This window comes from Argonema galeatum A003/A1 (assembly GCF_023333595.1).
GTDB classification, from domain to species: domain Bacteria; phylum Cyanobacteriota; class Cyanobacteriia; order Cyanobacteriales; family Aerosakkonemataceae; genus Argonema; species Argonema galeatum.
This window is the reverse complement of sequence record NZ_JAIQZM010000006.1, coordinates 187110-211534: the sequence shown is the minus strand read 5'-3', so window position 1 is coordinate 211534 and position 24425 is coordinate 187110. Positions and strand designations below refer to the sequence as shown.

Here is a 24425-nt window from a genome sequence, read left to right as displayed (position 1 = left end):
CATTAATCAGCTAAAACCGATAGTTGCGATCGCGAACTACGGCAAAGTCAATAGTCACGATGTATCAAAAAGTTGTATGCTCTCCTAATATCAGTTATCGATAGCTAAAAAGAGCAGTTTTTGCTGTTTGATTGCAGGAAAGATGCCGATAAATGACTCTGGTGCGCTACTAGCTATCGAACCGCTAGGAACAAACATCCTTTAAGAACACAGGCACCATGACCAAATTTTTGGGGGCCGCTTTCAGACTGAGTTCAGTTATTGTGGGATTTACCTTGTTGGTAGGCAGTAGCGCTTTTGCTGCCGAGGAAGCTACTGTTGAAGCAGATGCCTACGAGACAAATGCAGACACCACCAGGATTACTGTCCCCGAACTTGTTAAGCAAGACTTACAACAGAAGCATCCTTTAGCTCAGGTGACTTCTGTTTCTCAGCTTGAGGATGTGCAACCAACAGACTGGGCTTTTCAAGCTTTGCAGTCTCTGATAGAGCGGTATGGTGTAATTGTTGGCTATCCAGACGGTACATTCCGTGGGAATCGAGCCATGACACGCTATGAATTTGCTGCTGCTCTGAATGCAGCTTTGGTTCGCATCAATGAGATAATAGATGCAGGCTTAGCCGATCGAGTACGAGAGGAAGATTTAACGAGTTTGCAGCGTTTGCGATCGGATTTTGCTTTGGAACTGGCGACTGTGCGGAATAGGGTAGACACGCTAGAAGCAAGCACGGCACGGTTGGAGGCGACCCAGTTTTCCACTACAACCAAGCTAAACGGCACCGTAACTTGGAATATAGCCGCAGCTAGTGCTGGTGGAGATGTAAAAGTTGAAAGAATCGATCCGCAAGATGCTTTTAGTGCAGCTAGGCGGGGGGCAGATGGACAGCCGATCGTTACTAGGGTAGCGAACGATCCCAACGTGACTTTTAGTTATATTACTGGCTTGTTTCTCACGACTTCCTTTACAGGTAAGGATTCTTTGGTAACGACTTTGGCGGCAGGTAATGGTAACTCGCCTGCGAATGTTTACACCTCGGCAGGCTTATTCAATACATTTGGTGTTCCCGGTTCCGATTTTACTCCTACTACGATCGCCAGCCAGCTCGCCTTACTAGAAACGTTTTACTCCTTCCCACTGAATGATTCCCTGCAAGTGGTCGTCGGGCCAAAGTTTTTCTGGCTGCGCTACTTTGACACCAACGCTTTCACATCCATCTTTAACAAAGGTGCTGGTGGCTTTAACACCTTTGGCAGCACCTTGGCTCAAGACTTAGGACGGACTACAGGCGCTGTCTTACTTTGGCGTTTTAACGAAGAGTTGGAATTCCGTGTAGGTTATACCACAAATGCCGATGGAGCCAACCCAAACAGAGGCTTATTTAATGGTTCCCGCGCCCTCACGTCTCAGTTGACCTACTCACCTAACTCCAATATTAATCTGAGATTACTATACGACCATTCAAAAATTGAGCCAGTTGATGGACAAATTAGAACTAGACCGATCGTTGGGGTAGCGGATGACGGCTTCGGCGGTGCGTTGGAAAATGCTACAGGTAACGTTTTTGAAGCTAATTTTGATTGGTTGGTTACTCCGAAGTTTGGTGTCTTCGGGCGCTATTCCTACGCCAGTACCCACTTAAACCCCGCGAGAGATAGTATGGAAAGCGGGAATATCAGGGCGCAGTCTGTTCAAATCGGGGTAGCTTTCCCCGATCTCGGTAAAAGAGGAGCATTGGCGACACTATCTTATGTCATACCGTTTGATGTCTTAGAAGGCCGTCAATTTCTCGTCTCTGGAGGCGGTGATGGCGGCACGCAATACGACATTGAAGCGACTTACTATTTCCCCGTGACCGATAACATTGCGATTATTCCAACCTTTTACATGACTGGGAACCCCAACAACTTTAATGACAACCCGACTGTCTTCTCTGGGGCTGTGCGGACGGAGTTCAACTTCTAACTCAAGTTGCTCATTACTTCGATTGGGTACGTAGTTGCGCTTTAGCGCTCTTATAACGCTAAAGCGCAACCAATACCTGTTTCTACCAGCCTTAATGATATAGCTAGGGGCTAGAGAAAGCCAGATTTCCCCCCAAAGTTGGGGGGTTAGGGGGGCAAAAAAGTTGGGGGGTTAGGGGGGCAAAAAATGGTTGTAACCTCGCACGGTACACAGCGGTTAGCGGTTTCCACCAACCGCTAACTGCTCATTGCCATATTTGAAGATTTGATGTTAAAATAAGTGAATACACTGAGTAAATACAAAAACAACACTCTTCGCCACGTATATTAATAAGTAAATTTAATCGTTGGCTGAAAAATACTGGCAGGGGTTTTAGGCAAAATTACGGTTAGAGGAGAATAAAAATATGAATCTGAGAATTCTAGCTACTACAGTACTGCTGAGCGCAACCCTTGGTTTTGGTTTGGTAACTACCGTTAACGCTGAAGATCGTCCGCAGGTTCAACAGTTGCTGCAAACCAGACAAGGCGCGGGATTGAACCTAAGTGGTGTTAACCTCAGTGGTGCTGACTTGGCAAACGTCGATCTCAGGGGTGCCAATCTCAATGGTGCCAACCTCAGTGGTGCCAACCTCAGTGGTGCCAACCTCAATGGTGCCAACCTCAGCGATGCCAACCTCAAGGCTGCCAATCTGGATGGTGCTAATCTATCCGTCGCCAATCTAGTTAATGCCAACTTTAATGAAGCCACTTTGATTGGAGCTAATTTGAATTCAGCTAACCTCAAAGGCGCTGACATGATTAGCGCCAACTTAAGAGATGCCGATTTGTTTAGAGCCAATCTCAATGCAGCCAACCTCAGAGGTGCCAACCTGTTTAAGGCAAATCTGAATGCTGCCAATCTGTTTGGAGCCAACTTGTATGGCGTCAGAGGTGCCAATTTGACTAATGCAGCCGGACTGCCTCGCTAGCTACACAAGGAGAATTTCTCCCCTCCCCGTAGACGGGGAGGGGTTGGGGGTGGGGTTCTACTTGCATTAAGCCAGGGGTTTTTGCTAGTAGCGTCGGGTGTTTTACAAGATACCCATCGGTAAAGCCACAAAATTAAGTATTTTCTTGGTTGCACATTTTTCGCTTTGCTGCTCGATCGCAAAACTGATTGCGATCGAAAAGTTATGCAACAAATAATTTCGCTGATGATAGCGGAGGGCTGAGTTTGGGAAAACTAGATCTCAAACCAGGAGTATAAAAGCGAAAAATATGAAAGTCAGCACTTTAGTTAGTCTAGCACTACCACTCACAATAAGTTTTGCGACTGCGGTTAAAGCTGAAAATCCCCTTCACGTTAAACGTTTACTGGAAACTAAACAATGCCAGAATTGCGATTTAAGTGGCGCGGATCTGCTGGGTGCGGATCTAAGTAAAGCTGACTTGAGAGGGGCAAATTTGAGTAATGCTAAGCTGGGTGGCGCTAACTTATTTAATGCCAATTTATCTAATACTAATTTAGAGAATGCTAATTTGATTAATGCTAACTTATTTGATGCCGCCCTAGTAAGTGCAAACTTGAGTAATGCTGATTTGAGTAATGCCAATCTAAGTTCGGTTAATTTAACTGGGGCTAATTTAAACGGTGCTAATTTAAGTAACGCTAATCTTGGTGTTGCCAATTTGATTGATGCTAATTTAACTAATGCCAATCTGACTGGGGCTAATTTGATGGATGCCAATCTAAATGGTGCTAGTTTGCATCAGGCTAATCTGGTGGGTGCGAATCTGAATAATGGTAACTCGCGTGAAGCTAATGTGGCAGGTGGTATCCGCATCAATTGGTCTGATTTAATAGGAGTTAAGAAATCCAGTTTGCGATAGCTGTGAGGTATCTATTTGCTTGGGTGCATCTATTACGATTTCCAATTTGAGATGGTTGATTTGTATAGAATTATAGTCTACTTTAGCTGATATCTTGCACCTGCTTTCCTCACTCGCCTGCGATTTGAATCGCAGGCTAATAGCGAAAGTCCACTAAAGTGGACTAAGAAGGTTTTTCAGTCCACTTTAGTGGTTGTGTAGGGGCACGGAATAATTAATCTTATTCCTGTAACCAAAATATCCCGGACGCTTGAGTGGTTGTGTAGGGGCACGGCATAATTAACCTTTTTCCTGTAACCAAAATATCCCGGACGCCGTGCCCCTACTTTGACGGATGCAGTAGAATAAGTAATCAATTATTGCTCGAATTTAGACATGGAACCTATAACTATACTTACCGCGATCGCAACCGTACTCGCAACCAAAGCCATCGAAAAAACGGGAGAAAACCTGGGAGATGCTGTAACGGGAAGGGTTCGCCAGTTTTGGTCATTGCTGAAGCACGAGTCTCCAGATACGGCGATCGCGATCGAACTTGCGCCAGAGCAACCTTTGGATTACGATCGAGTAATGTGGGAAGTGCAGTCAATAAGCGATCGTAATGACGAACTGAAACAAATATTAACGGAATTGGCAGCAGCAGCACAGGCAGATCCAAATCCCACACTTGCACAATATCGCCAAGCGGTAGCAGATACGCTGCAATCTCAACAACCAACTGTCCAAAACTTGGCTAAATTGGCAGAGAAAATCAATAATCTTAATCAGGCTCAAACGATTAACATTACTCAACACAACACCTTTTGACTGGAGTCGCCCTCTGGGAACGGGGCAAAGTCAATTCCCGACAAGACACCGCTACAGGTTGACTGGCGCGATATCTGCAACCAAGTTTTAGCAACACAACAACTCCGCCGCCAAGCAACAGCACAACAATATGAATTAAATATTTACGTCCCCTTGGGATTAATGGAACGTCCCAAAACACCAAACCCCATACCAAACCCCACTGGCGAAGAGTCACGCCAGAAAGAACCAGAACTGCAAATCGTCCAAACTTATAAAGATGATGCTTTTTTTCTGAAAGTTATTGCCGAAAATCACACGGAAAAACGCAAGCATATTGCGATTATTGGCGAACCGGGTGCGGGAAAAACTACGCTGTTAGGAGAACTAGCAGATAGATTATGTAGGGGCGGGTTTGTAGATAACCCTTGTCACCCACAAACATCTGAAATAAACCCGCCCTTACCGTCACATACGCCTCACGAAACACAAACAACTCAGGGCGGGTTTTTAACAGATACCTCTTGTCATCCGCAAACATCTCGGATAAACCCGCCCCTACCGTCACATAACGAAAATTTTCCAATTTGTATTCGATTGGCAGATTTACGTTCTAGCACAATTGCCGATTATTTACTCAATAATTGGCTTTCAAAAGCGCTGCAATTTATCGATTATGATGCCGAAAATGTCACGCCAGAAATCAGAAAAGAATTCAAGCAACTATTCGCAGCAGGTAAAGTATGCTTGCTGTTGGATGGGGTGGATGAAATGGCGGCGACTTCCCCTATCGAGGCGTTGGCGACAATTCGGGAACAACTGACAGACTGGGTGGGTAAGGCGCGGGTGGTGCTAACTTGTCGATTGAATGTTTGGGATGCGGCGATTAGCAATACCCTGACGGATTTTGATACATATAAAACATTGGAATTTGAACCGGATGATGTGGATGAGTTTATTCGCCAGTGGTTTGAAGAGGCGAGTCAGGATGAGAAACGGCGCAATTCTGTCGGCCCCCCTAACCCCCCAATCCTGGGGGGAACATCTAGCCCCCCTAACCCCCCAATCCTGGGGGGAACATCTAGCCCCCCTCTTCCTCTTTCTCCCCCCAAAGTTGGGGGGTTAGGGGGGGCCAACCCGGTTGGTAGCAATGAAACTTTTTGGCGAGAACAGGGAAAACGCTTAACAAGACAGTTAAAAGAACCGGGAAAAGAGCGAATCAAAGAACTGGTACGCAATCCCCTGCGGTTGTCGATGTTGTGTCAGTCTTGGTGCGTACCCGAACAGGAATTGCCGGAAACGAAGGCGGCACTTTATGAGCAATTTACCACTTATTTTTTTGAGTGGAAACAAGAGGAATTCTCGAAGAAACAGCGATTATTAAACCAGAGGGATAAAAAACAGATTCAACAAGCTTTGGCAAAGTTGGCTTTAGCGGCAATGTCAAGCGTTAATCGGTTTCGGATTGAGCAAGATTTTGCCATTGAGCAGATGGAGGAGGTGTGGTTTAATTTAGCTGATGAATTGGGATGGTTGGTTTTAGTTGACAGGGATTCCCGCACGAAAAAGCCTGTTTACGCTTTCTTCCATCCGACGTTTCAGGAATATTTCGCCGCTTGTGCAATTGGGGATTGGCACTTTTTCTTACTTCACAAAATTCCCCCTGTTTCTGATTGCAGTTACCGCATTTTTGAGAGGCAGTGGCGAGAGGTAATTTTGCTGTGGTTGGGGCGTGGAGATATTGCGGATGAGGAGAAGGAGGAGTTTGTTGAGAGTTTAATGACCTTTAAAACGGGTTGTTATGGAAATTCATATTGGTATCGTAGTTATTTTCTTGCTGCTGCTGGGATTAATGAGTTTAAGTCTAAAAAATCTCAAGAGATTGTCAAAAACGTTTTGAATTGGATTTGTGTAGAAGAAATACAATCAACGACATACTTTGATTATATTGCAATAGAAAATATCGCAAGAGAAGCAATACAAATTTTACCAGAGACAGATAGGACAATGGCAATTTCAGTTCTAGTGGAACTGCTGAAAAATAGTAGCAGTGAACCTGTCTGTTGGTTCGCAGCATATAGTTTAGGTAAAATTAACCCCAGTAATCTAGAGTCGATTAACTACTTTGTCAATTTACTAGAAAAATCTGAAGATGAAAATACTGGCCTTATAGCAGCTTATATTTTGAGTGAAATTAACCCCGGTAATCCAGAAGCAATTAGATATTGTATCAAGGTACTAGAAAACAGTTCTGATGAATCTATCCAAAAAATGGCTGCCTCTTGCTTAGGCGAAATTGCCAGAAATAATCAACAAGCAATCTTAGCTTTAGTTAAGCTACTGACAACTGCTCAAGATGAGTATACCTTCTGGCGAATTGCTGAGAAATTGGGAAAAGTTGGCAGGGGTAATGAAGAAGCAATCAATATTTTATGTAACCGCTTGAGAACTACTAATAATGAAAATGAATACGATCGTTGGAAATTAGCTTATAGCTTGGGTGAAATTGAACCTAAGAATAAACAGGCAGTTGCCACTTTAGTTAATATATTGGAAACTACCAAAGATGAATATATCTGTGATGTAGTAGCCTATAGCTTGGGTATCATTGACCCTGGCAACCCAAAAGCCATCAACGCTGTAATAAAGCAGCTAGAACTCACTAAAACTAAAAAGCAAAATATCTTTAATAAAGCATCTGTAAGTCTTAGCGTAATTGGCAGAAATAACCAACACGCAATTTCCTACTTTAGGAATTTACTAGCCAATTCTCAGGACGAATATATTTTGAGATCGGCAGCCTGTAGTTTAGGTAACGTCGATTTTGGGAATCCAGAGGCGATTGATATTTTAATAAAATTGATACAAAATACGAAGGATGCAGATATCCGTAGAGGAGCAACTGAGGATCTGGGTGAAGTCGGCATAGGTAATCAACAAGCGATTGCAGCTTTAGTTAATTTATTGGATACCACTAAAGATAAATCGCTCCAAAGGCAAGCAATTAATAGTTTAGAGCAAATCATCACCAATGATGAACAACGAGAATGTGTAGTTATTTCCCTCAAACTCCACCTTAATAATGAAACATACGAAAACAATTTTGACTTCTTTGAAAAATGTTACAAACACTTTTGGGAGATTGCCCAAAATCTGCCCTACCCCGACTTCTATCAAGCTTGGCACCAAGACACCCTTACCAACACCGCAACAGCAAACCTCAACATAGCAAACTTACCCCAAGTCCTTGCGGAAGCTATTAACAATCAACCCGAATTATGCAGCAAAGTAAAGCTAATTTGTATTGACACACACCAATTCATCGACCCCGAAAACCCCGCCCCAGAAATTTACGACCAGATGCTAAATCAAAATTGTCCAGAGTGGCAGAATGGGTATCCAGAAACAATGCAAAAACTCAAACTTTATTGGAATTACCTGCGCCGCATTAACGAAAATCCCCTGTTTTTCATCTGCTACGATTCCACAGCACTCACAGCCACACCCACAGGATTTAGCCTTCCCTTTCTGACAGCATTGAGCAAATTTGATGGCGCGATTTGTGTGGTGACATCTCCCCCCAACTCCCTCTCCGCAACGGAGAGGGGGAGTAATAATAATTCCCCTTCCTCCGTTGCGGGGGAAGGGGTTAGGGGATGGGGGTGTTTGCAAACTTTTTCACCGAGTCAACCGAATTTAATTGCAGATATTGTCGGTTGGATGAGAGAGAAAATGATAGAAAATTTGTAGGGGCTGGAGGGACATTTGCTTGCTAAAATTAAATCAAAAACCACTGATTAATTTGAGCGACTTTGCTTTGGACAAACTTCAAAAGCTAACTGAGAACCATAGAAACAAACATCAAATTCAGAAAAGAAATTCAAATATCCTAAAATCACAGGAACATCATTAGCTCGCGTCCATGCAAAAGCAAAGTTTACCGGATGAAATCGACCAATTGTAGATGATATAAGCAATCCACGCGCTTCCAATCTAGCCAGATTACCAGCTAAAGGAATCGAAAGTGTTTGCTCCTCCCAAACTACTCCCAATTCCAAGCCGATTTCATAAGGCAAAACATTTACTGTAGATCCGGTATCCAACAATGCTAATACTTCCAAAGAACGACCTTGATAAGTAAGCATTAGCGGTAGATATGGAACCCAGTAAGATACACCAAACTCATCAAATTTTTGAATAAAAGGGAATCTTTGTCCATCACACATTATTTGCTCTTTTGTCTTCCTCTAGCAATTTTGCTAATGTATGGGCAGCTTCAAACGAATTATACAGGGTGACGCTAGCAAAAGTTGGTTTTTGCTGTGCTGCCTCTTCTTCTTTCGCTAATTCCAATGCCAAAAACTCGATCGCCCGTAACTTGTCAGCACGGGGTAATTCTTGTAACTTTGGTAATAATTCAGTCAAAATCATTGAATTAAGTATTTAAGTAGATATAAGATAAGATTATAACGCCCACAAGCTAAAAGATCAACTACTTAACCGAATATCCGATATAATTAAACTAATAGCTCAAGTTGCTCGTTACTTGCACGCTGGGTATGTTGTTGCGCTTTAGCGCTTTTATAGGAACTTGGATAAGAGCGCTAAAGCGCAACAACGTACCTAATACCAGCCTCGATTATATAACTAGCAACTTGCGTTATATGAGGAATATTGAACACGCATTTTAGATAAGTTGTTGCGCTTTAGCGCTAAAGCGCAACAACTTACCTTTGTACGATCGGGCCTTCTCCTTATCGGCAAGACCTCAGATAACTGCCAGATACATAACCACGCGCTGGGCCAGTGATTCGTACCCAACCATTAGACCGATACCCGGTAATCCAGACACGAGTTCCGCCGTACAATTTGCCAACAATACGACCACCAGGAACGCTGCGGACATTCAACCGACCGCCATTTGTACTAACGCGCCGACAACTTGTCCCAGCGCTAGCAATCTCATATCCACCTCGGTTATAATATGTAGTTACTTCACTCTCATAACGAACGCTGCGAGCAACTACTGAACTAGCATTCGCCGCAGATGGAAAACTAAACCCAGTCATGCCAACGGATAATAAGGCCATGACAGCCATAGATTTTAAGGCTTTCAACACTTTCATCTCGCAAATTCCTTCTCTACGTAAAAGAGTTAGATTGAAACATTCATTGCGCTTACTTTTCCACAGCTTACGCATTAGAAACAGGATGGTTTTGGAAAAAATCTTAGTTTTGGCTAACCTTGTAGAAAAACCGGATTTCTACAAGACTGTTGCGTAAGTCTTATTTTTATTCTGCGAAATGCGATCGCGCTTTGACAGTACCCCCGCAGGGTAGTCTTGCAGTAGCTACCGAACATATAGTAAAGTACTGAGTGGGCAGTGTTGACGCCCATCAGAAAACTTCTCAGGTATGTAGTTGTGCTTCAGCACTATCTTAAAGAGCGCTGAAGCGCAACTACATACCAAATATTTAACTACCAGTAATAGGTGATGCGTTTTTAGCTTGTAGGGAGTTAAAATGTAATTTACTCAGCACTCAGCACTCAGCACTCAGCACTTTATGGCGAGTCCTCGCGTTCTCTCTGGCGTCCAACCAACTGGCAATCTTCACCTGGGTAACTACCTGGGAGCAATTCGTAACTGGGTGGAAGGACAAAGCCAGTACGAAAATTACTTCTGCGTGGTAGATTTGCACGCGATTACAGCACCTCACGATCCAACCGCGTTAGCGGAAAATACTTATAAAATCGCTGCTTTCTATTTAGCTTGTGGCATCGATCTGCAATATTCCACTATCTTTGTACAATCCCATGTTTCGGCTCACAGCGAACTGAGTTGGCTGCTCAATTGCATCACACCGATTAACTGGCTAGAAGATATGATCCAGTTTAAAGAAAAAGCAGTTAAGCAGGGAGAAAATGTCAATACTGGTTTGCTAGATTACCCGGTGCTGATGGCGGCGGATATCTTGCTATACCAAGCTGATAAAGTGCCGGTAGGCGAAGATCAAAAGCAACACTTGGAACTCACGCGCGATATTGCCAATCGCTTTAACCATCAATTCGGTAAGGGGCAAAAAATCCTAAAATTGCCTGATCCCCTGATTCGGGCAGAAGGCGCTAGAGTAATGAGTCTGACTGATGGAACTCGCAAAATGTCTAAGTCCGACCCTTCAGATCAAAGTCGGATTAATCTGCTAGACACACCAGAGGAAATCCAATACAAGATTAAACGCTGTAAGACAGATCCCATTCGCGGTTTGACATTTGATGACTCGTCACGACCGGAAAGCCGGAATCTGTTAACTTTGTATATGATTCTTTCTGGTAAAACGAAGGAAGAAGCAGCGGCAGAGTGTGCGGATATGGGTTGGGGTCAATTTAAGCCTTTGCTGACAGAAACGACGATTTCTGCACTCAAACCGATCCAGGAAAAGTATCAGGCAATAATGAATGAAAAGAGTTATCTGGAGTCGGTGTTGCGTGAGGGAAGACACAAGGCGGAAGCGATCGCAAACCAAACCCTAGCCCAAGTCAAAGCCGCGCTGGGTTTTTCCGTGCCATTGTAACGGAATAAGTGGACGGAAGTATTAAGGATGAAGGATAAAGGATTAAGGCTAAATCCCAAACTTTATCTTTCATCGTTCATTCATCAGACTCATGCTCAACATCCAATACCCAAAACTCTTGACCTCTTTCCGCGCCGCAGTACAAGCTGGTGAATTTCTAATCACCGCAGAAGTCGCGCCACCCAAGGGAGGCGACCCAATCCAGATGGTAAAAATGGCGCAACTGCTCAAAAAGAGAGTTCATGCTATCAATATTACCGATGGCAGCAGAGCGGTGTTGCGGATGTCTCCCCTGGCGGCGTCGGTAATTTTGCTGCAACAAGGGATTGAGCCAATTTGTCAAGTAGCTTGTCGCGATCGCAATCGCATCGGACTGCAAGCCGATCTCATGGGTGCCCACGCCTTGGGTATCCGCAACATCCTAGCCCTGACTGGCGATCCCGTCAAAGCTGGGGATCATCCCGACTGCAAAGGCGTGTTCGACTTGGAATCGGTGCGTCTGCTGCAAGCGATCGACAAAATGAATCGCGGCTTGGATTGGAACGAAAAACCCCTCACAGATGGCGCTACCGACTTATTTGTCGGTGCAGCAGTCGATCCCCAATTGGCGAGTTGGTCGGGCTTGCAAAGCCGCTTTGAGCGCAAGTTACAAGCTGGGGCGCAGTTTTTCCAAAGCCAGCTAATTACCGACTTCGATCGCCTAGAAAAATTTATGACTCAAATAGCCGCAGGCACAAATAAGCCGATTTTAGCGGGGATTTTTCTGCTCAAATCCGCTAAAAACGCCGAATTTATCAATCGGTGCGTCCCTGGAGTCAACATTCCCCAGCACATTATCGATCGTTTGGCAAGTGCAACAGATCCGTTAGAGGAAGGAATTGCGATCGCAGCCGAACAAGTCAAATTAGCACGCCAAATCTGTCAAGGCGTCCACATGATGGCAGTCAAGCGCGAAGATTTGATTCCCCAAATCCTCGATCTGGCTGGAATTCCACCAATAACTAATTAGTTAATATCGAAGTAAAAGTATGATTGAGCTAGTAACTAACTACAGTAGGTAAAAAGAGCTATGGCTTTAGAACCCTGTAAAGAGTGCGGGACTTTAAACAGCACAGAAGCAGAAATTTGTCTTGCTTGTGAATATCCAACTAAAGGCCGGGTTCGGTCAAATTGGTTCAAGTGGATTGCTATTTGTCTCACTTTGCTGTTTGGTCTGCCTATTATCATAGAAGCGATCCAAGTGGCTAACAGACAGATAAACCCTCAACCATCGCCGCCTTCTAGAATACCTATTCAGTAATACCAGAAACCGGGAATATGCGAGTGGCAACTAAATATCGACCTTGACAACCAAAGAAACCCGGTTTCTGATCGCCCCAGAAAGAATACTGAATCGGTGTTCTAGGAGGGGGACATCTGAATAAGCTATAAGTAGGATGGGCACCACCCACCTTACTTAGCCATCTAATTACCAAAAAATAACTATGGAACTTAAAAGCTTTCGATCTTTTTTTACAAAACTGAAAACGAAAACAATTTTACTCTTGTTTATTTTTGCCTTAGCTATCAGTACCACTGCGGCAGAATTACAAGTAGAAACACCAACAGGTTTTGAAACAGATTTGCTCCCATTTAGGAGCATTACCTATGCTGGGGAATGTCCTGGGATCGGCTTCATACCAGAACAACTGAAAGCTCGATTCAAATCTAGCTCAACCACACCAGCACCGGGGAGAAAAGTAAAAATCATGAATGTGACTGAGGGAATGGATGACGAGCCCTATCCTTATACAAATAGAAAATATGATAAAGGTAAATATTCAGAAAGATTCGATATGTCGATCGCTAAGAAACATCGCACTCGTAGCTTTTCAGTGATAGAAGGAGACAACGAGTTTAAGTATGAAGTTTCTGAGAATAACGCCATTATTGAACAAGACTCTTTTACCGCCAAAGTGGTAATTAACGATGGGGGAGTTGTGGAACGAAATCAGGTTTGTACCAGTAGGTTGGAATGTGATGGTTCTGGAGAAAACCGCAAATGTCGCACTGTCAGATCTTGCTCATGTTCTTAATAGTAACGCGGGTTAAAGGAGAAACTGCCAGTGACCAACTCAGAGACGCCAAACCAAACAACCAGTAAGACACTAGATACTTGCATTTCGGAAGTAACGGTTTATAGCGATCGCGCACGAGTGACGCGGCGATGTGCTGTAGAACTAAACGGCGCAGAACGTCAACTGATAATTACAGGATTGCCAGTAATTCTTGAACCAGAATCAGTGCGAGTGACAGGTGAAGGTACAGTAGCAGTGCGACTATTGGCAGTAAGGACCGATCGCATCTATGCCACTGAACCCGTCGCCGAAAAAGTAGCCCAGCTAACTCAGCAAATTCAGGAAATAGAGGAGCAAAAACGCACTATCAAAGATGTTTTATCATCTTTGCAATTACAACATAAATTTATCCAAGAATTGAGCGAAAAGTCAGTCGATCGCTTTTCCAGAGGACTTGCACAACAACAAGTTGGACTGAATGAAACTAGCGAATTACTAAACTTTTTAGGTCAGCATTACAGCAACTATGCCACGACAATTGCCCAGCGCGAAAAGGAACAGCACCAGTTAGAAAAACAAATCCAAGTACTTCGCCAACAATTGCAGCAAGTGCAAACACCTCTTCCTCAAGAAAGTTTTAGCATAATTGTTGCGATCGAGCCATCTGGCGCTGGTAATTTCGAGTTAGAACTTTCCTACCTTGTTACTGATGCCAGATGGACTCCTTTGTACGATTTGCGAGTCAATACTACAGCAGAAAGATTGAATCTTAGCTATTTAGCTGAAGTTAAGCAAAACACTGGCGAAGATTGGTTTGGTGTTTCCCTCACTCTTTCTACAGCTAAACCAGGTTTGGGAACTCTGCCGCCAAAGCTTAACCCTTGGTACATAGATGTACAAAATCCATCTTATAATGCGCCTCAGTTTCTAGTAACAGGAGTGCGGCGACGACGTAAGGTGACGGCTGAAAATCAGTTAAGGGCTTATGAAGTTGATACTTTTGGGGACGACGACTACGAAGGCGCACTTTTAGATGAGAGTCAAAAACGTGCGGAAGAGTCAATATCACCACCTAGAGTACAAGCTGAAACTGTAACAGCAGTTACTTCCACATCTGGCGGTACAGTTACATTTGAAATAGGCGGTAACAGCGATATTCCCAGCGATGGAACACCGCACAAAATTACGATCTTCAACGATAACTATCCTTGCCGAAAAGAATATGTCGCCATGCCGAGCTTGGTTAGTTTTTCTTACTTACAAGCGAATGTTACTAATCCGGCGACTGGTGCCACCCTGTTACCGGGAAAAGCTAATATTTTCCGCGACAACACTTTTGTCGGCACAACCCAACTAGAAAACGTTTCACCCGGTCAAGATTTCACAATTAATTTAGGCATTGACGAGGGGTTAAAGATTGAACGTGAATTGGTGGAACGAAAGGTAGACAAGAAGATAATTTTCGATCGCCGTCGCACGACTTACGCATATCGGTTAAAGATTGCCAACTTACAAGAGCAAGAAACCACTTTAAAACTGACGGAACAATTGCCAGTTAGTCGGAACGAACAACTTAAGGTGCATTTAACGCAAACTAATCCTAAAATTCAACAAGGTGAGATGGGTTTGCTGGAATGGTCGCTAACTCTACCGCCGCAGTCAAAACAGGAAATATATTATCAATTTACAGTTGAGCATTCCCCTTCCTTGACTGTAGCTGGTTTGGATGTTTAATTCCAATTACCAATCATCGTGTAACCAGACCAAAAGTAAGGATGAGATAGATTAATATCACCACTGGTTGCAAGTTCTGGGGGAAGAGAGACGCGACGATTGTCCGATAATATTAACTGTCCATTCTCCAACCTAACTTGTCCTTTCAGCATACCTAACTGAGCATCTCTCAAAGCCTCAGTTTTTATCGGTGCCGTCCGTAATTTATGATAAAATTCCGTCATCAGTGCTAGCGAACCTTCATCGCTGGCATACCACAGACTTCCCACAGCAGTTTTCACACCCGCCTGAACCGCCAAACCAGCAAATCCCAGTTCTGCTTGTTCGTTTCCCAATGCAGTTCTACAAGCACTCAAAACAAGCATCTCTACTTTTGGAGCTTTATTCCACGCCAACTTTCGCGAAAAGTTTTGCAATTGATCCAATTTGAGTTTAGAATTCCAGAATTGGATGTAAGATTCACTTACTTTTCCAGATCTAAATTCTGCATGAGTCGCTATGTGGATAATTTCAAAATGTTGTTGACGACTGAGAGATTGGAGTTTTTCCAATGTTGATTCTTCATTCAAAAATGCCTGACCACGCCAAAGAATATTAGCTAAGGTAGGAACTTCCACAGCTACCGCCGGTAAAGGAGACTGATCCTGGGTACTCTTGGATATTCCCATTGCCAACATTTGGGAGTTGGCGATCCGAATGTAACGGGTATCCGTGAGGCTAAAGCTAGGGATTAAAGCGACATTATATTGCTCGATCAGAAACTGTTGACCATTGTTGAAAGCAGCTACTGGAACCGATCGCAAACCAGCATCCATTGAAAATATCAAGCTATCTATTTTGTTAGCAGCCAAATCTGATTGTACGGGAGCAATAATCCATTGATAAAACTGTTTGGCAAAATTACGGTAATCGTTACTCAGGATTGGATCGGTTACTCCAGATCGAAATTCTTTGGCAACTGTTTGGAGGCGTTTGCGGTTTGCTTCGGGAACACTCTTGCGAATGAAGAGGGTTGGATTATTATTTTGTTTGCTACCAACTATTGCCGGGACAAACCTCACCCCCCTAACCCCCCTCTCCGACCTCGGAGAGGGGGGAAAATACTCCCCTCCCTGTTGCGGGGAGGGGTTGGGGGTGGGGTTCCCCTGTCCCAGCTTAGACTGGTAGCCATTTTGTTTAAATGATGCCTTAGTACAAGGTGTAGAATTGGGTATAATGAGTAATAATTCCAGTTGTTTTTCCAGGGATACCACGTAAAGTAGCGCCGCTTTTTTCCCTGTTGTTTCAGCTAAATTGCATAAAGTCTGAGATATCTGTTCAGGAGAAGCAGTTTTACCAAAAAAGTTTGTCCCGAAGTATTTGCCAAATTCTACTGCTTGAAGTTCTTCAAACATCTGCACTGCCCGATCGAAGCTGGCTTGTTGGAAATTTTGCTCAAAAGCAGTGCGATCGATCTTTATATCACTCAGCGAACTTTGTGGGGATTCTGGTTTGACTTCAACTGGTTGAGGATTAATTTCTTGTGGATTAGGAACTGTGGTATTTGACTGAGTACCTGATTGGTTAAGTCCTGGTTTGACGGCAATAAAAATCCAACCAATTGTCAAAACAAAAATTAACGAAAATTTAATTATTTTCTTCATTGTTTATTGCTACTCCAGTTTCCAGTCTCCAGTCTTTAAAAAGAGATTAAATATCCAACTCCTAATATAAATCTGCTTCCGTCACCAGCCTTGCCAGTAATATCAGTCACTCCTGGTGTAATAACCAAAGGAATATCGCGGAACGGTACAACAGATAATCCGATCGTCAAATCTTGACCTGTCCATTCTGCTATTAAATTTACAGGTTCGGCGACTCGCACCGCCAAACTGCCAAAAAAGCCAACTGAATCATTATCTTCGTTAATATTAGATTCCGAACGAAATTGCCCGCTGCCAACGCCAGCAGAAATATAAAGCTGACTAAAGGGCCGATCGACTCGGTTTTGCAGGCGAAATCTTTTTGTGACCACACCATAAAAACTTGTACCGCTATCGGTAAGACCCCAGTCGATCGCATTTAGCACTCCCACAGCAACTGCAAAATCCTTAGGTAACTGTCGGTGAAGCTTAAAGCTGAGAGTACCATCTTCTGCGGTATCTAAGTCAGTAACTGACACACCAACATCTAAGCCGATCGCTTTTTGAGCATCACCCAACCCGATCCCAACACCGAAAACCCCATCCGCCTCGTTAGTAAAGCGAGTTCTTTCTTGTAAACCCGCACCAACACTAATATTACCCCAAGATTTCCCATAAGCTGAGGGCGTTATCACCGTAATATTCGGGGCTGTACCGTATCTACGTGCCTCTGAGGGCACCAATGGCAGGTTTTGCGGTTGAAAAGGCGTTTCTTCAGGTGTAGAAGGCTCAGTTTCTAAACCGGGCGCAACACCAGATGGTTCTGGATTTACTTGTACTTCGGGTGCTTGAGCTATCTGGGCTAACACCTCAGTTAGCTGGTTTGTTATCAAGGCAAGTTCCAACGCCGCCCCTACCTCGTCAGGCTTGCTTTCTTGTGCAAGGCTGGTTTTCGGAGTTAGTAGTAAGGCGATCGCTATACTGGAAACGATCGCCTTTGAGACAAAATTTATTCGCGTTGCACGATTCCAAGTTAATCTCATCGAGACAGTTGTATTTGGTAAAAGTTTATAGCCGTGGCAGTGTCAACTCAATCAGATTCGTAGCATCCAGCGTTGTCCTCGTGCAATCTGCCTCTGTGATGTCTGCCCCGCTGAGGCTTGCCCCACTGAGGTCTGCTCTCGTCAGATCGACCCCTCTCAAGTCAGCTTCGTTTAAATTAGCCTGATTCAAACGGGCTCCCGTTAGATCTGCGCCTCTCAAATCTACCTTAAAGAGGTTTGCCCCACTCAAGTCTGCTCTAGTCAGATCTACCTTTCTGAGGTCGGCTTCGCTCAGATCCGCCTCACACAAGCTAGCTTGCGTCAGGTTTGCCTCTCGCAGGTCTGCCCGTTGAATTTTCGCCCCTTGCAAGTGAGCCTTCCTCAAGTTAGCTCCGGTTAAGTCTATTTCCCTCATATTAGACCCGGATAGGTTCGATCTATAGAGGTTTGCGCCGCTCAAGTCTGCCCCACTGAGATCCACACTACTTAAGTTAACCTCTAGAAGCGACACCTCAGAAGCAATTAAGTAAGCTCCAACCTTATTTGGGTCAAAGCCTGGAGGGAACTGCGTTTCCAGAGAGTAAACCGCCTTTTTAAACATCGCGTCTCTCAAGTCTGCCCCATTCAAGTCGGCTCCGCTCAGATTTGCTCCGCTCAGATTTGCCCCATTCAGATTAGCCCCATTCAAGTTGGTTTTTCTCAGGTTTGCCCTTCTCAGGTCTATCCCTCTCAAGTCTGCCCCATTCAGATCCACACCGCTGAGGTTGACATCTGGAGCAGATACTTTAGGGGCAATCAAGTAAGCCCCTGCTTTACCAGCGTCAATATTTTCACTAAATCGAGTTGCTGGACTGTAGACTGCATTTTTCAGGATCGATCCTTTCAAGTCTGCCCCGGTCAGATCTGCCCCACTCAAGTTTGCCCCTGTTAGGTCGGCGCTTTCCAGATTTGCCCCAACCAGGTTAGCCTTAGTTAGGTTGGCTCCCCTTAAGTCGGCTTGAGTCATTTCTGCCCCAACCAGATTGGACTTGCTCAGATTGGCTCCTCTGAGTTTGGACTTGCGGAGGTTAGCCAAATTCAGGCAAGCTTCTGTCAGGTTAGCCAAATTCAGGCAGGCTTCTGTCAGGTCACACTCAATCAAGTCAGCATAACTCAGGCAGATCTCACTCAGGTCAATCTGTCTCAGGTCAGCCTTCCTTAGATAGGCACCCTTCAAGTAAGCACCCCGTAGGTCAGTCCCTTTTAAAGTCGGCGTTGCCAAGTTTGCACCTATAAATGCCTGCCAATTTCGGTCTTTCTCACTCAGGGATGGCTCGAACGAAAACCCACTATTGAATAGTGATTTAGATGGATTGTCGCCTCGCTGATTAGCCACTATATTAGGTATTTCTACGGTAAATCAAGTTTTTCAAAGCGATCGCTATAAGCAATTTGAATATTTATTTTACTGCTGTATTAAGAATAAGGAAGTGGGTAGGGCTAAATAAAATAAATTTTTTTTTCTATAGCCGATCGCGTTCTAGGGGAAAGGAGTAAAGTTTTATGTTTAATATATTGCACCTATTGCATTTTCGTGCAATAGGTGCAATATATTACGTTATCTAGAATATTTTAACAAGCGCCACTTTTAGTCAAGACAACCTGGATGGTCTTGAAAATCAGGCTAATGTCATAGACAATCGACCACTTGCGTTGGTAATCCACATCCATCCGCACAATTTCTTCAAAATCTTTGACTGTGGAGCGACCGTTGGCTTGCCATTCGCCAGTCAATCCCGGCTTGACCTTCAAGCGTTCCCAATGGTGGCTTTCATATTTTACAACTTCATCTACTGTGGGCGGACGAGTTCCGACCAAACTCATATCTCCCATTAGCACATTCCAGAACTGGGGTAATTCGTCTAAACTTGTGCGACGTAAAAGTCGGCCAACTTTGGTGATGCGGGGGTCATTGTCATTTTTAAAGATATGACCTGTTGCTTGGTTTTGAACCAAATCTTTCATCTGGTCGGCTCCTATCACCATCGACCGGAATTTCCAAATTCGGAAGAGGCGACCGTTGAGACCGCAGCGCATTTGGCTATATAAAATGGGGCCTGGGTTATCCAGTTGAGTTGCGATCGCAACAGGAATCCCGACAATGCCAGCGATCCCCAATCCCACTACGGCTCCCACAATGTCAATCAGACGCTTGGCTTTGCTCCTTACTGAAGGATGCTCTGATTTTCTGGCAAAACCAATTTTATATAAGCGATTCCGATATGGGCGGTTAAGAGAAGAATTAAAGGATAAGATACCAGCTAGTTCAGATGTAATCATAGCTCGCAGTCAGCTTCAAGGGCGGGTCTATTGGCCTAAATGCAATATAACCTTGCTTTTCACTGGCGAGAGGAGTGAAGATACTGACTTTACACAATCTTTGAAATACTTAGTTAATTTTAAAGTTTTAGTATTTTTACTCAACCAGATGTGTCGTTTTGCCTGTACTTAGCCAAGAGATAACTAAGTATTTTCTTTACCCGCCGATGCTATCCAGTAAACCGCGTAGGGTTCCTCTAATTTTTGGTGAGTTTGCTCCAGCACCGTTCTCAAATAGTCGCGCAGGCGATCGCAATTTGACCGATTAAGGCGATAAGTTTGATTATCTTCTTTATCAAACAGTTTTTTACCTCTAAGCGCCTGGTAGTCAGGATTTTGCCACGAATCCTGACTCAGCAGGTTCGCATCCAGTTCAGAAGGAACGAGACTAGGCGGAAGATCTCCCTCCAGAAGAGCCAAAATGCGTCCTTGGCAAGCAAGGGTATTAATCCCCTTGCGCTCCAGGAAGTACATAATTCTCCCTACAGAAAGAGGTTCCTCCCCAAATACCCGTAGAAGTTCCATCAGCAAAAAATAATCACTGTATTGTTGCCTAGATTCATCAAACACTTGGGGATAGAGAGGCAAAGTTGCCAGTCCCACCGCAACCCTTGGGATTTGGGATTTGCGATTTGGCGCGAAGTGGGCGTCTTGGCGGTTCCCGTCACGATGCCCACCGAAGCACCAGAGGATTTTAGATTCTGACTCCTGTACAGAAAACTGATGAGTTACCCCTACAACTCCTGACTCATGGATAGTTTTAGCGTTGGGGAGTTTTTGGCGCAGCCAATTGGTTACGCTCGGTAACAAGGCAGTTCCACCAGTACAAATGGCTTGCCCAATTGCTTCTACTGGTATACCCAGCAGTGCGAGTTGGGTGTTCAGTTCTCGATTCAGGCGTTGAATAAAAGGTGCAAAAACCCGGTTTTCTAAATCTTGCCGCCGCAAAACCCAACGGTATGCACCAATTTCTAATGTGAAACTGTCTTGATGCGGCAATCTCAGCTTCACATATTGTGCCGACTCCAAGAGAGTTTGTCCAAAGGTAGAACTTTCTAACCTCTGTTGTAAAAGGTAGCGAGTGGGCAAATCTGGTTCACCCGGTAGCGGCAAGTCTAAGTCAGTACTAAGTAATTTATCTTGAGTGCTGAGTGAAGAACCAAATTCAGGATTCAAAAGCAACTGACAGATAATATCTTGGTCGAGGTAAGAGCCTGCATAAGGAAAACTACGGAGGGTGAAGTCAGCGTAAGTTAAACTCTGGATATCCGTAGGTAAATCCACTAAAGCTAGTTCTGTCGTAGTAGCTCCAGTGTGGAGTATCAAGGTAGCACCCCGCCGATCGAATTTTGGATATGTCTGTTGGAAGTCCTCAGCGATCGGTTCTTTTTTATTTTCTACTGACAAATCGGAAGACAGTTCGGCAAGTAAGGAAGCGATCGCTTCCTCTACAAAGCAAATGCGATCGGGACTCGCCACCAAAGAAGCCGCCAAGATGCTTTCTCGCACGTTGAAACGGTACGCTTCCGGCCAGTGAGCGGGACAGCTGACGATCGCGCCAGCTAGCTGGGAGAGCGCAAAACGAAGGGTTTCTGGCTCTAAACCAACTGCTGCGATCGCATACTGAGAATTAACGCTTAAAAATGAAGTATCGTCTACCAGTAGTTGAACCCCACCCCCAACCCCTCCCCGTCCACGGGGAGGGGAGAAATACTCCCCCCTCTCCTCCAGAGGAGAGGGGGGTTGGGGGGGGTGAGGTTTCTCCTCTTTTAGGTTGGTAGCCGAAGTATCTTTTTCTAATTTGAGATTTGAGATTTGAGATTGTTCAATTTGCCCTCCCAACTCTGAAATCTGCAATTCCTTGGGATTTAGGGTAGCTAGTAGTCCTTCCAGTGTTTGACTTACCTCTTTGAGCGTCGCTGTTGTTGCACCTGACAGCTGCAATACAGGCTCCCACTTATCCGTTTCGGCACAGTAGTAAGTCAGACCAACTTTTAAGTATGGCTTAAAGTTCCGCAGTAACGTCCCCTCGGAAACCATAACTGGTAGGCGAAAGATAGGCTCGGTTGAATCCCTCTGTCCTGCGTATACCCATGCGATCGGATACAGCTGGCGAGTTGAGCGATTTAACAAGGCAGCGGAAACCCCTGTCGTACCCACGTCAATTCCCAAGTACCAGATCGGAGGGAGTGAGGGGGGGAGTGGGGGAAGCGGCTGATGGGGTATTGCTTGGGCCGGAGTGTTACTGTATAGGTATGAGCGTGTGTGGGTATGCTCACCCGATCTACTGCTCCTAGTTTGTTCCGTCGCCGCTAGTTTTTTTTTTCCAGTTCTCGATCCTCTGTAGAGAGCGATCGTTCGGCTAAATCCAGATTTGCATCTGAATGGTTGGCAATGTTTTCGAGTGATTCCCCAAAAAGATCGTCAAATTCAGCCAAAATTTCGTCTGGGATCGTACAAGGAATTTCTTCTCTTCTAACAGCATTGCCTGGATTTAAGTCGATTTCCGGTTCTAGTTGCTCGATATGAGGATGAGACTCGATCTGTAGTTCAGATTTCGTTTCATCAGATCCTGTTTCTGTTTGCTGTTCAACGCTCAATGGTGATTCTTCAATTTCTTCATCAGTTTTTCCATCACCAGAAAAGTTCTTGTTTCCCTCTTCAGGACTGGCGAGATAAGCTGAGGGTGTCGGAATCAGATCCCGATCGAGATTGATTTCTGTATTTTCGATCGAGCAAGGCTCTGAATCATCCCTTGCCTGCAAAATATCCCCTTGTTCTTTTATATCTTGCGAATCAACACCTTCAAGGGTAGAAAGATCTTCGCTCAACTGCTCTAGCATATTCTTAGCGAGCCAAATATCTATATTGGACTTCCCCTCAAGCTCACCTGTTGGCAACAAATCTTCATCTGGCGATGCTGGTAGGAAACTTCCTGCTTCCAAACTGGGGCTTTCTCCAACTCCAAGTTCGGCCATTTCTGGTGCTAGAGGCCCTTCATCTGCCAGATAATCAGCTTCCTCCAAGGGTGTAGCCTCTATTAAATCAGTTAGGGCTGCTATTGTTTCAAAGTTTTCTAGGTTCTTGGTTTCTCTGGTATTATCCAGAGCGTTTTGAGTAGAAGAAAGAATTTCTCCTGATTCCAAGGAAAGAAGTTTCTCACTCCTTTCAAAGCTTTGGTCAGTTCGATCGTTTAGCCCAAAATCTACTTCATGTTCTGGATCTACCGTTCCATAATAAGCTTCCTTCAACTGTGGTGCATCTTCGAGACGGCACGTTGGAGGAGAGCTTTGAGCAATGTCCAGAAGGTTAAACCCTTGGGGAGCGCGACGATCGATCGGGCTTTCTCGATTAAGATCTTCGGCAGGATTAGCATTATCGCCTATAGCCCCAGCTTCTTGTTTGGCGGGAAGTTGCTCCCAAATCATTGAGGGAACTATTAGTTCAGCGCCAGCATAAGGTAAAGGTAGCTCCGAAGTCGCGATCGCGTTTTGCGTTTGATCTGGTATTACCTGCCTTGGCGCTAACTCTACTTCCTCCCCCGACAAAGCGCTATCCTGCTCGGACGAAATATTTTCAGTCGTCTGCTGGCTTGTTTCCGTCTCAGACAGCGATCCCCAAGCTTTTTGCTTTAGTTCGGCTTGTAGTTGCGAAGCATAATTTTGTCGCTGTTGCTCTAGTTCCTGGATTTGGGCCACCAAAACTTGCCGCTGCTGCTGTAACGCTTCTAAATCTGCTTGGCATTGCTCCGTCAGAGAAGTCAACGTCGTAGCCTTTTCGTAGAACGTTCGCAGATAGCCCATCTCCTCCACAACTGCTTGCAAAATCTGCTGAGGCGTCTTTTGTCGATTCAAGTCAGCTTCAACTGACTGAAATTGGAGCGCTGATGGAGCCTGCACAAATGGCATTTCACCCAACAGTTGTGCCCCATGCGTTTGGGCTACCTCAACTTCGCCTCTGGAAGCCAACTGTTGCTGGAGAGTCTGAAGACTGCTGCGAACTCGTTCTAAAACCCGACGTTGTTTGGCATTAGCTCCTGAATTAAACCAACCCAGGCTAAATTTTCGGCTTTTGCCAAGTGCGTCGTCAATCTCTGCGATCGCTGCCTGAATTTTATCCGTCTGAAACGTCACGATGGAACCCCTGCCACTCTTGATTTTTTCAGCAGCTTAAGTGCAAATGCGCCCTACCAAACTGTCAATTTATGCCCGTGAGAAGTATACATAAAAAAGTTAGCTCTTAAGTAAGTACGATCCTATCAGTTTTATGGTACTTAAGTATACTCAAAGCTTACGGGACTTCTCACCACCATCTAACCACGGTATAGCAGGAGACACAAAAGGAGTTAAAATTGGACTCCTGAGCAAAATAGAACTCCTAAAGTAGTGGGCTGCCGAAAGGATAGGGCTTTCTTGCG

19 protein-coding genes are annotated in these 24425 nt (G+C 44.6%); 10 read left to right on the top strand and 9 right to left on the bottom strand.

Annotation, left to right across the window (positions count from 1 at the left end):
- Positions 1–218 precede the first annotated feature (218 nt).
- From LAY41_RS09410 to LAY41_RS09390, 5 genes are all read left to right on the top strand, one after another.
- Positions 219–1964 carry an iron uptake porin gene (locus LAY41_RS09410; protein ID WP_249096850.1) on the top strand — a complete coding sequence of 582 codons (1746 nt, stop codon included), beginning with the start codon at positions 219–221 and terminating at the stop codon, positions 1962–1964.
- Between the two features lie 406 nt (positions 1965–2370).
- Positions 2371–2934: a pentapeptide repeat-containing protein gene (locus LAY41_RS09405; protein ID WP_249096849.1), complete on the top strand. Its 564-nt coding sequence runs from the start codon at positions 2371–2373 to the stop codon at positions 2932–2934.
- A 289-nt stretch (positions 2935–3223) separates the two neighbouring features.
- Entirely contained in the window at positions 3224–3835 is a 612-nt protein-coding gene (locus LAY41_RS09400; RefSeq protein WP_249096847.1) for a pentapeptide repeat-containing protein, read from the top strand.
- Positions 3836–4210: 375 nt separating this feature from the next.
- On the top strand, positions 4211–4642 hold the full coding sequence (locus LAY41_RS09395) for a hypothetical protein (protein ID WP_249096837.1): 432 nt from the start codon (positions 4211–4213) through the stop codon (positions 4640–4642).
- Between the two features lie 162 nt (positions 4643–4804).
- The gene (locus LAY41_RS09390) at positions 4805–8371 is read left to right on the top strand and encodes an NACHT C-terminal alpha/beta 1 domain-containing protein (protein WP_249096834.1); all 3567 of its coding nucleotides are present in this window, start codon (positions 4805–4807) and stop codon (positions 8369–8371) included.
- Positions 8372–8418: 47 nt separating this feature from the next.
- On the opposite strand, the gene LAY41_RS09385 is transcribed toward LAY41_RS09390, so the two are convergent.
- The 3 genes from LAY41_RS09385 to LAY41_RS09375 form a co-directional block, all read right to left on the bottom strand.
- The gene (locus LAY41_RS09385; protein ID WP_338022963.1) at positions 8419–8766 is read right to left on the bottom strand and encodes a pepsin/retropepsin-like aspartic protease family protein; all 348 of its coding nucleotides are present in this window, start codon (positions 8764–8766) and stop codon (positions 8419–8421) included.
- A 73-nt stretch (positions 8767–8839) separates the two neighbouring features.
- Complete coding sequence (locus tag LAY41_RS09380) at positions 8840–9052, bottom strand: hypothetical protein (RefSeq protein WP_249096825.1); 213 nt, start codon at positions 9050–9052, stop codon at positions 8840–8842.
- Positions 9053–9375: 323 nt separating this feature from the next.
- Positions 9376–9747 carry an SH3 domain-containing protein gene (locus LAY41_RS09375; protein WP_249096823.1) on the bottom strand — a complete coding sequence of 124 codons (372 nt, stop codon included), beginning with the start codon at positions 9745–9747 and terminating at the stop codon, positions 9376–9378.
- Between the two features lie 439 nt (positions 9748–10186).
- Between LAY41_RS09375 and trpS the strand changes: the two genes are divergently transcribed.
- From trpS to LAY41_RS09350, 5 genes are all read left to right on the top strand, one after another.
- Positions 10187–11194: a tryptophan--tRNA ligase gene (gene trpS / locus LAY41_RS09370; RefSeq protein ID WP_249096820.1), complete on the top strand. Its 1008-nt coding sequence runs from the start codon at positions 10187–10189 to the stop codon at positions 11192–11194.
- Between the two features lie 118 nt (positions 11195–11312).
- Positions 11313–12203 (top strand): methylenetetrahydrofolate reductase, encoded by an 891-nt coding sequence (locus LAY41_RS09365; protein WP_420840312.1) that lies wholly within the window; start codon positions 11313–11315, stop codon positions 12201–12203.
- Between the two features lie 60 nt (positions 12204–12263).
- Positions 12264–12494 (top strand): hypothetical protein, encoded by a 231-nt coding sequence (locus LAY41_RS09360; RefSeq protein ID WP_249096816.1) that lies wholly within the window; start codon positions 12264–12266, stop codon positions 12492–12494.
- Between the two features lie 184 nt (positions 12495–12678).
- Entirely contained in the window at positions 12679–13269 is a 591-nt protein-coding gene (locus tag LAY41_RS09355) for a hypothetical protein (RefSeq protein WP_249096814.1), read from the top strand.
- Positions 13270–13299: 30 nt separating this feature from the next.
- On the top strand, positions 13300–14985 hold the full coding sequence (locus tag LAY41_RS09350; protein WP_249096812.1) for a mucoidy inhibitor MuiA family protein: 1686 nt from the start codon (positions 13300–13302) through the stop codon (positions 14983–14985).
- Here LAY41_RS09350 and LAY41_RS09345 read toward each other — a convergent pair.
- The 6 genes from LAY41_RS09345 to LAY41_RS09320 all read right to left on the bottom strand — a co-directional run bounded on the left by LAY41_RS09345 (position 14982) and on the right by LAY41_RS09320 (position 24141).
- Entirely contained in the window at positions 14982–16628 is a 1647-nt protein-coding gene (locus LAY41_RS09345) for a CHAT domain-containing protein (RefSeq protein ID WP_249096810.1), read from the bottom strand. The genes LAY41_RS09350 and LAY41_RS09345 overlap by 4 nt on opposite strands.
- A 35-nt stretch (positions 16629–16663) precedes the next feature.
- Positions 16664–17650, bottom strand: coding sequence for a hypothetical protein (locus LAY41_RS09340; RefSeq protein WP_249096809.1), 987 nt, complete (start codon positions 17648–17650; stop codon positions 16664–16666).
- A 25-nt stretch (positions 17651–17675) separates the two neighbouring features.
- On the bottom strand, positions 17676–19025 hold the full coding sequence (locus LAY41_RS09335; RefSeq protein WP_249096808.1) for a pentapeptide repeat-containing protein: 1350 nt from the start codon (positions 19023–19025) through the stop codon (positions 17676–17678).
- 236 nt (positions 19026–19261) lie between these two features.
- Positions 19262–19969 carry a sugar transferase gene (locus LAY41_RS09330; RefSeq protein ID WP_249096798.1) on the bottom strand — a complete coding sequence of 236 codons (708 nt, stop codon included), beginning with the start codon at positions 19967–19969 and terminating at the stop codon, positions 19262–19264.
- Positions 19970–20152: 183 nt separating this feature from the next.
- Positions 20153–22168, bottom strand: a complete 2016-nt coding sequence (locus tag LAY41_RS09325) for an acetate and sugar kinases/Hsc70/actin family protein (protein WP_249096791.1) — start codon at positions 22166–22168, stop codon at positions 20153–20155.
- Positions 22169–22320: 152 nt separating this feature from the next.
- Positions 22321–24141 carry a hypothetical protein gene (locus LAY41_RS09320; protein WP_249096787.1) on the bottom strand — a complete coding sequence of 607 codons (1821 nt, stop codon included), beginning with the start codon at positions 24139–24141 and terminating at the stop codon, positions 22321–22323.
- Positions 24142–24425 lie beyond the last annotated feature (284 nt).